Genomic DNA, 11,892 nt, shown 5'->3' on the forward strand with positions numbered 1-11,892 from the left:
TACGTAGGCCTGATAAGCGCAGCGCCATCAGGCGTCAGATCACTCCATCATCTTCTCGATCGGCAGTACCAGAATCGAGCTGGCGCCAAGCGCTTTCAGTTTCTCCATGGTTTCCCAGAACAACGTTTCGCTGCTGACCATGTGCATCGCCACGCGCTGTTGCTCGCCTGCCAGCGGCAGAATTGTCGGCCTTTCGGCGCCTGGCAGCAGGGCGATAACCTCTTCCAGTCGTTCACTTGGCGCGTGCATCATGATGTATTTCGATTCGCGCGCCTGAATCACGCCCTGAATACGGGTCAGCAATTTATCGATCAGCTGTTGCTTGCTCTGTGCCATCTCACCGTCGCGCTGAATCAGACAGGCTTTAGAGCGGTAGATAACTTCGACTTCACGCAGGCCGTTAGCTTCAAGCGTCGCGCCGGTAGAGACCAAATCGCAGATAGCGTCGGCCAGCCCCGCGCGCGGCGCGACTTCGACAGAACCATTTAACAGACACGATTTAAAAGAGACGCCTTTCTGGTCGAGGTAGCGTTTGAGGAGGTGCGGATAAGAGGTAGCGATACGTTTACCGTCCAGCGCGGCCGGGCCGTCCCAGGCTTCGTCAACCGGCGTTGCCAGCGATAAACGGCAGCCGCCGAAGTCAAGACGGCGCAGGGTTAAATAGCGTGGATCTTCGCCCTGCGCGCGGCGGTTGAGTAGCTCTTCTTCCAGCACGTTTTCGCCGATAATACCGAGATCGACCACGCCATCCATCACCAGACCCGGAATGTCATCATCACGCACGCGCAGGATATCAATCGGCATGTTTTCCGCCATCGCAATCAGGCGCTGAGTGTGTAAATTAATTTTTATGCCGCAGCGGGCCAGCAATTCTCGTGAATCATCGCTTAAACGGCCTGATTTCTGAATAGCTATGCGTAAGCGGGTGTTGTCTAACATTCTGCGTTCCTCTTTATCCTGTCTGAACCGGTCTGTATCGCGCGCCAAAAAAAAAGCCCCCGGAAGATGATCTTCCGGGGGCTTTCTCATGCGTTCATGCACCACTGGAAGATCTGAATGTCTTCCAGCACACATCGCCTGAAAGACTAGTCAGGATGATGGTGATGTTTAAATTGAACGCGTGTCATAAAAATTCCGATGAATGCTTATTCATTTGATACCTTTTAACCTAAACCACTTTTACGCCTTAAAGCAAGCGCTTTTTTCATTTCGCATTTATAGTATGAATTGTCAGTCACGGCGGGCTGGCGTAGCCTTATGTATAAGGCGTTAAAGTCAGGAGAAAATGGATGAAAAAGGTCGCAATTGTCGGTTTAGGTTGGTTAGGCATGCCGCTGGCAATGTCGCTGGCAGCGAGAGGCTGGCAGGTTACCGGCAGCAAAACCACCCTTGACGGGGTGGAAGCGGCCCGTATGAGTGGAATTGAAAGCTATCCGCTGCGTCTGGAGCCGGAGCTGGTCTGTGAGGCGGACGATCTTGACGCTCTGCTGGATGTCGATGCGCTGGTGATAACACTGCCCGCGCGCCGTAGCGGTCCGGGAGAGGATTTTTATCTGCAGGCGATGCAGGAGCTGGTCGACAGTGCGCTGGCTTATCGTATCCCGCGTATTATTTTTACCAGTTCGACGTCTGTTTACGGCGATGCGCAAGGCGTGGTGAAAGAGAATACGCCGCGTAATCCGGTCACGGCCAGCGGGCGTACCCTGAAGGAACTGGAAGATTGGCTGCATAATCTGCCGGGCACGTCAGTGGATATTCTGCGGCTGGCGGGGTTAGTCGGGCCTGGGCGCCATCCCGGACGTTTCTTTGCCGGAAAAACCGCGCCGGATGGTCAACACGGGGTCAATCTGGTGCATCTTGAAGACGTGGTTGGCGCAATTACCCTTTTGCTACAGGCGCCAAAAGGGGGGCACATCTATAATATATGTGCGCCGGCGCATCCAGCCCGCAACGTGTTTTATCCGCAAATGACGCGCTTGCTGGGAATGGCGCCGCCGCATTTTCGTGACGCACCGGACAACGGCAAAGGGAAGATTATCGACGGTAGCCGGATTTGTAATGAGCTGGGATTTGAATATCAATATCCCGATCCGTTGGTGATGCCGATGGAGTGAGTCGCTGTCCAGCAGGTGGTCGCCATATAGCGCAAGGGGACGAGTATGAAACCACTGCTGGACGTTCTGATTATTCTTGATGCGTTAGAAAAAGAAGGCAGCTTCGCGGCGGCGTCGGCAAAATTATTTAAAACGCCGTCCGCCCTCAGTTATACCGTTCATAAGCTGGAAAACGATCTTAATATCCAACTGCTCGACCGTAGCGGGCATCGCGCGCGATTTACGCGAACCGGTAAGATGCTACTGGAAAAAGGCCGTGAAGTGTTGCACACCGTTCGCGAGCTGGAAAAGCAGGCGATTAAACTGCATGAAGGCTGGGAGAACGAACTGGTCATCGGTGTGGATGATACCTTTCCCTTTTCTCTTCTGGCCCCGCTTATCGACGCTTTTTATCAACGCCACAGCGTGACGCGCCTTAAATTTGTCAATGGCGTTCTCGGCGGTTCATGGGAGACGCTGACGCAGGGAAGGGCGGATATTATTGTTGGCGCCATGCGCGCGCCGCCGCCTGACACCGGCTTTGGCTTTGCAAGACTGGGCGATCTTGAACTGGTGTTTGCTGTCGCCCCGCATCATCCGCTGGTTCATGAAGAGGAACCGCTTAGCCGCCAGACGATCAAACGTTTTCGCGCGATTGTGGTTGGCGATAGCGTCCATTCCTCGCGATCAATAGGGTCTGAACTGCTCGACGCTCAGGAAGCGATTACCGTGTTTGATTTTAAAACCAAGCTGGAGCTGCAAATTAGCGGCCTGGGATGCGGCTATTTACCGCGTTATCTGGCGCAGCGATTTTTGGAAAGCGGCGCGCTTATAGAGAAGAAAGTTGTGGCGCAAATCGTCTATGAACCGGTGTGGGTTGGCTGGAATGAACAGACCGCCGGGCTGGCCAGCGGCTGGTGGCGGGATGAAATTTTAGCAAATAATGCTATTGCTGGGGTGTATGCAAAATCGCCGGTTTAAAAATCAATCGCTTATGAAAAATAATTTTTTGAACGCGCTCGCATTCTCTTGTCATTTCACTTCAATTTAGGGCAGAATATGCCGCTTGCAAAAAATGACACTAACCGACGTTTTAATACGCGTCGGTTATTTTTTTGCTTCAAACACATCATTCAATACCAAGAGGCCGGGCTTCGTACCGGATAGATACTTACTTAAAAATCGACAGTTGTTGTCGCTGAGGAATCCAGAAAATGGGGCAATTTTTTGCTTACGCGACGGCATTCGCCGTAAAGGAGAATGACCATGTCGCATAACGTTACTCCAAACACCTCTCGCGTGGAATTACGTAAAACGCTTACGTTAGTTCCGGTTGTAATGATGGGTCTTGCCTATATGCAGCCGATGACGCTGTTCGATACATTTGGTATCGTTTCAGGCCTCACTGACGGTCACGTACCGACGGCGTATGCATTCGCGTTAATCGCGATTCTGTTTACGGCGTTGAGCTACGGGAAACTGGTGCGTCGCTATCCTTCCGCGGGTTCGGCGTACACCTATGCCCAGAAATCCATCAGCCCGACCGTTGGCTTTATGGTGGGTTGGTCTTCTCTGCTCGATTATCTGTTCGCGCCGATGATCAACATTCTGTTGGCGAAAATTTATTTTGAAGCGCTGGTGCCCTCCATTCCCTCATGGGTGTTCGTCGTGGCGCTGGTGGCCTTTATGACGGCCTTTAACCTGCGCAGCCTCAAATCGGTCGCTAACTTCAACACTGTGATTGTGGTGCTACAGGTGGTGCTGATTGCGGTCATTCTGGGCATGGTGGTTTATGGCGTATTTGAAGGCGAAGGCGCCGGTACGCTGGCGAGCACCCGTCCGTTCTGGTCCGGCGATGCGCACGTTATCCCGATGATTACGGGAGCGACGATCCTGTGCTTCTCCTTTACCGGCTTTGACGGCATCAGTAACCTGTCGGAAGAGACCAAAGATGCTGAGCGCGTGATCCCGCGTGCGATTTTCCTGACCGCGCTGATTGGCGGCCTAATCTTCATCTTTGCAACCTATTTCCTGCAATTGTACTTCCCGGATATCTCTCGCTTTAAAGATCCGGATGCGTCTCAGCCGGAAATCATGCTGTACGTGGCGGGTAAAACCTTCCAGGTGGGCGCGCTGATCTTCTCTACTATCACCGTACTGGCTTCCGGTATGGCGGCGCATGCAGGCGTAGCGCGCCTGATGTACGTAATGGGGCGCGACGGCGTATTCCCGAAAAGCTTCTTCGGTTACGTTCATCCGAAATGGCGTACGCCAGCGATGAACATCATCCTGGTCGGGGCGATCGCGCTGCTGGCGATTAATTTTGACCTGGTGATGGCGACGGCGCTGATTAACTTTGGCGCGCTGGTCGCGTTTACCTTCGTTAACCTGTCGGTGATTTCGCAGTTCTGGATCCGTGAGAAGCGTAATAAGACGTTGAAGGATCACTTCCAGTATCTGTTCCTGCCCATGTGCGGCGCGCTCACGGTTGGCGCGTTGTGGGTTAACCTGGAAGAAAGCTCAATGGTACTGGGCCTGATCTGGGCGGGTATCGGGCTGATTTATCTGGCGTGCGTAACTAAAAGCTTCCGCAACCCGGTTCCACAGTACGAAGACGTCGCGTAATCGCGCGTATTATCGGCAATAGTAAAACCGGAGGCAGTGCCTCCGGTTTTTTGTCTGCCATCCAGCACGTTTACCGGATGGCGGCGTCACTATTTATCCGCTCTGGATTAACAATGCCCGTCAGGCATTGGTCAATTACACAATCTCAGTTGCGTACTGCCACAGTGATTTCAGCAGCCCCAGCTTCGTTTTATCTTCCGCATACTGCTGAGAAAGCATCTGCAATTCATTGGCATACTGTTGTAAAAACTCTGGCGTCAGTACCTGACGGCGATGCTCCAGCCAGCGCTGCTGCTCTGCGTCATCCAGCGTACCGGGAAAATTGCGTGCGCGGTAATTAAACAGCAGCTTCTCAATGCGCTTATCGACAAAGGTAATGTCCAGCGCGGGCAGGTTACGCGGCTCGGTTTCGAGTACGATTTTCATGGCTGCGCGATCGGCATCGCTGAAAAAACCATCATAGAGCTGGGCATCAACGTTATCCGAGGTGGCAAAAGGTTCGGCTTCGGCGAAAATCGCCACCACTTTGTCGCGGACCTGCGGGTTTTCACGCAGCACTTTCAGGTTATCCAGGCAATGCTGGCGGTTAATTCCCAGCCGGTCGGCATCCTCCGGGCGCAAGGTATTCGCCTGCGCCAGTACCGGACATTTATTGATATGCACCAGCTTTACCGGCACTGCGGCGTGATCGCCAAGATCGGCTTTGGCCGTATAAAGCCGCTCGCGAAGGGTGTCGCTGTCCAGCTCAAGAAGAGGAGAAATATCGCCTGCTAAATCGACCATGATCACCGCGTTACGGTTTTCAGGATGCCACGCCAGCGGCGCGACCCAGCTTGTATTACCGCGCCACGCGCCAAACATGCCGGAGACATGCACCAGCGGCTTCATTTGCGGAACGTCAATCAGCGCCGCCAGTTTATGTTTACTGCGGTGGCTATAAAGATAATCAAACAGTCGCGGCTGGCGTGTTTTCACCAGTTGCGCCATCGCAATAGTGGCGTAGACATCCGCCATCGCATCATGCGCGTTGCTGTGTTCGATCCCGTTCGCCTGGGTTAAATGTTCCAGACGAAAGCTGGGCAGGCCGTCGTCGTTTTCCGGCCAGTTAATTCCCTCCGGGCGCAGCGCATAACAGGCGCGCATGACATCCAATAGATCCCAACGTGAATTATCATGCTGCCAGCTCCAGGCGTAGGGATCGTAAAAGTTGCGATAAAAAATATTGCGCGTGACTTCATCATCAAAACGTACATTGTTGTAGCCCACAACGCAGGTTTTAGGAACGGTAAACAGCGCATGAATGCGTCTGGCGAAAGCGGCTTCGTTTTCTCCTTTCTCACGCGCTTCCTGCGGCGTGATGCCGGTAATCAGCACTGCGCCGGGCTGCGGTAGATAATCATCGGCGGGTTTGCAATAAAACACCTCCGGCTCGCCAATAACGTTGAAGTCGTTATCCGTACGGAGCGCGGCGAATTGCGCAGGTCTGTCGAGGGCCGGATGCGTACCGAAGGTTTCGTAATCGTGGAAGAGGAATGTGCTCTGTATGCTGTCGTTTTTAACTGTCACTTGATGTACACGCCTGATGTTATCTGTATATGAAATATTTTATTCTTTTATTTTGTCGTTGATTGATTGTATTTGTACACCAATTGATATTGTTGCTAATGTTCGTACATGCGATGGTGAGTACATAAACATTAAAATCATTGAGTACAAAATACTAAAATGACCATCAGCGACACTAAGCTACGCTCCCTCTATGGTAAACCATATTCCGGCCCATCTGAAATTACTGATTTTGATTTAGTACTGTATGGAATTTAGGCCAGGGTCAATCTGGCCGGGATCTCAAAAAATGCATGGACTAAAACGGGTCTATGTACAGAGGGACACAACGCTGTGTCCCTTAATTTCATGCGGGTTGAGGCTGGACTAGGCCCAGGCCAGTGGCAGGATGGATGACAGAACACTCGGGAAATATTTTCTGGCATGACGTTGCATACTATCCACCACAACGCTGGTACAGGTAAAGGCGCCATGGAGGCCGTGAAAACGGTCGGACCAGTCGGTAAACTGTTCGCTGGACGGGAAGATCGCCGGAGACAGCTCCCAGTCTTTCTGCATCAGCGCCTCCGCATAGCCTCTCAGGGCCGGCGGAGAGTCATGCTCAGTGCCGAAAATGGCGCTGGAGGAATAGCGTGCGAATGCGGTACTAAGACAGAACAGGGTTTCCGCCTGCTTCTGTGGGGTGGCGTCCGTCAGGTGATAAGCACTGAGGATGTGCTGGTAGTGTGCCGGGCTGAGTTTGCCTTCAGGAAGCAGGGGGTCAAAAATGGTGTTCAGACGCGACACTGAGGCATCATCAATCAACTTCACGGTGGAATGTTTCTGGGTCGTGGCGGCAATAAACTGCTGGTTCAGCTCCCCGTGCTCTTCAGCGCTGAGGATGATATCAATCAGTTCCCCAAAGCGTCGCTGCACGGCCTGCTGATTAAATGCGGCGAGAAACACCGGAAAGTCATGACGGAATAACTCTACCGGAGAGATTTGCGCGGTGGAAACGTTCTCTCCGGCTCGCAGCAGGTAAAAGTTGTCCCATGCAGTGTCAGGAGTAGGGTTTAGCATTGTTAACAGCGTGTCAGTGGAGAGCATCATCGCCGTGTCTGAATCCTGGGAGGAAAGCAGCAGGAAATTATCTGCAGCGCGGGTTGTCCAGTCCGGGCTGCCGTCATAATTGCCGAAGAGCCCATTATGGATGTGGGGAGACACCGTTGGGTGAGCAAGATATCGTTCATAAAGCGCTGCAGCTTTCTGGCGGGTGCCATCAGTGCAGCCCACGCCTGTCATACAGTGTAAAATCACCTGATTAAAGAGTCCGTTGTGAGTGGTCATGGCGGCGTTGTTCCTGTCAAACGAATCCAGCAACACAGGCCGTATGCGCTGCTGATAATATGTGTCAGGAGCCGGCAGGGGAACGTCATTATAGGTCTGGCACTGGTGGGCAAAAAAACGTTCCTGAACAGGCCCGAGCCACTCGCTGATAAGCGTACTTTGCGTATAGGGGGGGCCAGTACGCTCACCAGCGAACTTTCAACTGGCCGGATACATGCCTCTGTTAAGCGGCCACTCCGCAATGACTTAACCAGGTCTTCCATTGCCCGGACTTTTTCCTGACTGTATTTATCGGGCAGGCTGTCAATGGTTATCAGAATACTTTTACCATTATTGTGCTCATGATTTAAAAATCCATCCACAGCGTTCTCAGTCCAAAGGAGTGGCATTTGCGGCCAGATATCACCTGGACGAATAAAATTTTCGCCCCCTGATACTGACGGAGGTGATGAATTATCCGGTTCATTTAAAATAACGCCAGAGAGGTTGGCTTTGTGACGTATAAGCGTATTTTTTAATGTTGTATCAATAAAAGAGGGCTGTTGTTGTGTAGTAATTGAATACTGTAAAACACTTCATTCATGTCTGAATTACTAAATTTTGTATTACTGCAGACTACATCACTCAGTGTCAAATAAGTGAATCGGCATTCGTCAAAATGTAAATGAGATATATCAGAATAAGTAAATTTTGAATTTGAAAAGTTGAACCTCTTAATAATATCGCCGTCTCGCTCCATGAAGCTGAGGGGCAATATTTTGCTGAATGTAATATTACGGAAATCTGCGTTTGAAAAATCGCGATCTGCGGGCGTAAGAGTTTCTCCGGCTTTCTGCCGTAAAACTGCATCCGTAAGTTTCTTAGCCCAGTCGGCAGGTGATGACGGGGAAGACGTAGCCTGAAGTGAGAGGGAGGGTGATACTGGTGGTGTTCTACCTTCAGAAACCGTTGGCCTGTTATTGGCTGATACAGAGACTTCACCGGGGAGCGGGGCTGCACCTGTCACTCTGTAATTATAATCACATGATTGATTTGCAATATGCTTACGCATGAGTGCTGCAGTCATTTTTGAGACATCTTCTTCTGAAATATTTTTCTTATATGTATTATTTGTATCTTTAATATTTTTAACAGTAAGCAATGTATTGTTTAAGGTATTTTTTCTTTCGGCTGAAAGAATTCTTTTATTTTTTGTGGTAGCGATATCTCAATCGGTGAGTCCTTTCATGTTTTAAATTTTTCATTTAAAGATGCATGCGTATTTTTAACACTGGTTATTTTTGAGGCGAGCCCGTTTTTCGTATGTTCACGGATGGTGTTAATTAATTTTTTAACCTGGTTAGGAATAGTAGAAAAATTAATTGCGCCTGATGATATCTTCATTAGAATTCCTTATCAACATCATTATGGAAAAACGGTCTGGATTTTTAACGCCTTAAAAGTAAGCTCCATATGTCGGTATGGCGTTGGAGATCACAATTCACCATGCTATCTGGCATGTTTCTTTCAGAAAGTGTCCATCCTGTCATCATGTCACCGTATTGTGGGACGCTGGCGTATCTGCGGAAAAATCCAGGCATAAGAGAGCGGGTCGGGTAACGGAGCCCGTATGCACGCAAAAATAAACCCGCTTCGACGCTCAACCAGCGTTTTTCGCCGGCATTCGGGATATCGTCGGCGGACGTTCCGGCGAGTATGAAAAAGAACTGCGTAAAGCGCGTGAAATCGCTTTTCAGGAAATAATCGTTTTCTTTTAAATATTATTACGTGTTATTGGAATTGTATCATTTTTATAATTAACAGTGGGTTGTTTGGTAATTCTGCTGATTATTCGATGACAGTCCATGTGCGTGTTCAGGAAATGTAAAATATTTATAAAATAAAAGGTTTTATCATGTTGGCATGCTCATATTAACAACTATTTCAAATTGTGATTGAAGCCGACATTTCATAATACAAATTAAATATAATCTTCAGCTATATCTAATAACAGGAGGTTATATGAGCATTAGTCGTCGTTCTTTTTTGCAGGGGGTAGGCATAGGCTGCTCTGCCTGCGCGCTGGGCGCTTTTCCGCCCGGGGCGCTGGCGCGCAACCCGATTGCCGGCATTAACGGTAAAACCACGCTAACGCCAAGTTTGTGCGAAATGTGTTCCTTTCGTTGCCCTATTCAGGCGCAGGTAGTCAATAACAAGACCGTTTTTATCCAGGGCAATCCTTCTGCGCCGCAGCAGGGGACGCGCATATGCGCCAGGGGCGGGAGCGGCGTCAGCCTGGTCAATGACCCGCAACGGATTGTAAAACCTATGAAACGCACCGGGCCACGCGGTGACGGTGAATGGCAGGTGATTAGCTGGCAACAGGCTTACCAGGAAATCGCGGCGAAAATGAATGCCATCAAAGCGCAGCATGGCCCCGAGAGCGTGGCTTTCTCTTCCAAATCGGGCTCGCTCTCCAGCCATCTTTTCCATCTGGCTACGGCCTTTGGTTCGCCTAATACCTTTACTCACGCCTCAACATGCCCTGCCGGGAAAGCCATTGCGGCAAAAGTGATGATGGGCGGCGATCTGGCGATGGATATCGCTAACACGCGCTATCTGGTTTCGTTTGGCCACAATTTGTATGAAGGGATTGAAGTTGCCGATACCCATGAGTTAATGACCGCGCAGGAGAAGGGGGCCAAAATGGTGAGCTTCGATCCGCGTTTGTCGATATTTTCCAGCAAGGCGGATGAGTGGCACGCTATTCGTCCCGGAGGGGATTTAGCGGTTCTGCTGGCGATGTGCCACGTCATGATTGATGAACAACTCTACGATGCGTCTTTTGTTGAGCGTTATACCAGCGGATTTGAACAGTTAGCACAGGCGGTAAAAGAGACGACGTCGGAATGGGCCGCCGCGCAGGCCGATGTCCCAGCCGACGTCATTGTCCGGGTGACACGCGAACTGGCCGCCTGTGCGCCTCACGCTATTGTCAGTCCTGGTCATCGCGCGACGTTCTCGCAGGAAGAGATCGATATGCGGCGTATGATTTTTACGCTTAATGTGCTGCTCGGTAATATTGAGCGCGAAGGCGGGCTATATCAGAAAAAAAACGCGTCGGTTTACAACAAACTGGCCGGAGAAAAGGTCGCGCCAACGCTGGCGAAACTCAACATTAAAAATATGCCGAAACCGACGGCGCAACGAATCGATCTGGTCGCACCTCAGTTTAAATATATCGCCGCTGGCGGCGGCGTGGTGCAAAGCATTATTGACGCGGCGTTAACCCAGAAGCCTTACCCGATAAAGGCGTGGATTATGTCGCGGCATAATCCTTTCCAGACCGTCACCTGTCGTTCGGACCTGGTAAAAACCGTTGAGCAACTGGATCTGGTGGTCAGCTGCGATGTCTATTTGAGCGAGAGCGCGGCATATGCCGACTATCTGCTGCCGGAATGCACCTATCTCGAACGGGACGAAGAGGTATCCGATATGTCGGGTCTGCACCCGGCTTACGCTCTGCGCCAACAGGTCGTAGAGCCGATTGGCGAGGCGCGTCCGAGTTGGCAAATCTGGAAAGAACTTGGCGAGCAGTTGGGATTAGGGCAGTACTATCCGTGGCAGGATATGCAGACGCGCCAACTCTATCAGTTGAACGGCGACCATGCCTTAGCGAAGGAACTGCGACAGAAAGGGTATCTCGAATGGGGCGTTCCGCTGCTATTACGCGAACCAGAATCCGTTCGTCAGTTTACGGCGCGTTACCCCGGCGCTATCGCGACGGACAGTGACAACACCTATGGCGAACAGCTTCGCTTCAAATCGCCCTCCGGCAAAATCGAACTTTATTCCGCAACCCTGGAGGAATTGCTCCCTGGCTACGGCGTTCCGCGCGTTCGTGACTTTGCGCTGAAAAAAGAGAATGAGCTTTACTTCATTCAAGGCAAGGTGGCCGTGCATACCAATGGCGCGACGCAGTACGTACCTTTACTCAGCGAGCTAATGTGGGATAACGCGGTCTGGGTCCATCCGCAAACAGCGCAAGAAAAAGGCATTAAGACCGGCGATGAGATCTGGCTGGAAAATGCCACGGGTAAAGAGAAAGGTAAGGCGCTGGTGACGCCCGGTATTCGCCCGGATACGCTTTTTGTCTATATGGGATTTGGCGCTAAAGCTGGGGCTAAAACGGCGGCGACGACACACGGTATCCACTCTGGCAATTTACTGCCGCACGTGACGAGTCCGGTATCCGGTACGGTAGTGCATACCGCAGGCGTGACGCTGAGCCGGGCATGAGGGA

General features: G+C 51.2%; 7 protein-coding genes, 3 pseudogenes and 1 other annotated feature. Of the genes and pseudogenes, 7 read left to right on the top strand and 3 right to left on the bottom strand.

Going from position 1 to position 11,892, the window contains the following annotated elements; genetic code table 11:
* Nucleotides 1-39: 39 nt before the first annotated feature.
* Nucleotides 40-939, bottom strand: a complete 900-nt coding sequence (gene hisG / locus AAYN39_RS21660; RefSeq protein WP_000886604.1) for an ATP phosphoribosyltransferase — start codon at nt 937-939, stop codon at nt 40-42.
* 47 nt (nt 940-986) lie between these two features.
* Nucleotides 987-1,110: a sequence feature (His leader region), on the bottom strand.
* Nucleotides 1,111-1,289: 179 nt separating this feature from the next.
* Between hisG and AAYN39_RS21665 the strand changes: the two genes are divergently transcribed.
* The 4 genes from AAYN39_RS21665 (at nt 1,290) to plaP (ending at nt 4,718) form a co-directional block, all read left to right on the top strand.
* The gene (locus tag AAYN39_RS21665; RefSeq protein ID WP_000754712.1) at nt 1,290-2,114 is read left to right on the top strand and encodes an SDR family oxidoreductase; all 825 of its coding nucleotides are present in this window, start codon (nt 1,290-1,292) and stop codon (nt 2,112-2,114) included.
* Between the two features lie 45 nt (nt 2,115-2,159).
* Complete coding sequence (locus AAYN39_RS21670; RefSeq protein ID WP_000803316.1) at nt 2,160-3,074, top strand: LysR family transcriptional regulator; 915 nt, start codon at nt 2,160-2,162, stop codon at nt 3,072-3,074.
* Between the two features lie 233 nt (nt 3,075-3,307).
* Entirely contained in the window at nt 3,308-3,370 is a 63-nt protein-coding gene (yoeI, locus tag AAYN39_RS21675; protein WP_096335044.1) for a membrane protein YoeI, read from the top strand.
* A complete protein-coding gene (plaP, locus tag AAYN39_RS21680; protein ID WP_001519005.1) occupies nt 3,360-4,718 on the top strand; it encodes a putrescine/proton symporter PlaP in 1,359 nt (452 codons plus the stop codon). Before yoeI ends, plaP begins: the two co-directional genes overlap by 11 nt.
* A 135-nt stretch (nt 4,719-4,853) precedes the next feature.
* Here the strand turns inward: plaP and sbcB are convergent, their stop codons facing one another.
* On the bottom strand, nt 4,854-6,284 hold the full coding sequence (gene sbcB, locus AAYN39_RS21685; protein WP_000216700.1) for an exodeoxyribonuclease I: 1,431 nt from the start codon (nt 6,282-6,284) through the stop codon (nt 4,854-4,856).
* A 159-nt stretch (nt 6,285-6,443) separates the two neighbouring features.
* Between sbcB and AAYN39_RS21690 the strand changes: the two are divergent.
* Nucleotides 6,444-6,521, top strand: a pseudogene (locus AAYN39_RS21690) (hypothetical protein); the annotation flags it as partial.
* A 129-nt stretch (nt 6,522-6,650) separates the two neighbouring features.
* Here the strand turns inward: AAYN39_RS21690 and AAYN39_RS21695 are convergent.
* Nucleotides 6,651-8,993: pseudogene (locus tag AAYN39_RS21695) on the bottom strand (type III secretion system effector HECT-type E3 ubiquitin transferase).
* Nucleotides 8,994-9,259: 266 nt separating this feature from the next.
* On the opposite strand from AAYN39_RS21695, the pseudogene AAYN39_RS21700 reads away from it, so the two are divergent.
* A pseudogene (locus AAYN39_RS21700) lies at nt 9,260-9,352 on the top strand (heavy metal-binding domain-containing protein); the annotation flags it as partial.
* Nucleotides 9,353-9,611: 259 nt separating this feature from the next.
* Nucleotides 9,612-11,888 carry a thiosulfate reductase PhsA gene (gene phsA / locus AAYN39_RS21705; RefSeq protein WP_000028230.1) on the top strand — a complete coding sequence of 759 codons (2,277 nt, stop codon included), beginning with the start codon at nt 9,612-9,614 and terminating at the stop codon, nt 11,886-11,888.
* Nucleotides 11,889-11,892 lie beyond the last annotated feature (4 nt).

The sequence above is a fragment of the Salmonella sp. K21076 genome, from assembly GCF_039650795.1.
Lineage (GTDB): Bacteria > Pseudomonadota > Gammaproteobacteria > Enterobacterales > Enterobacteriaceae > Salmonella > Salmonella enterica.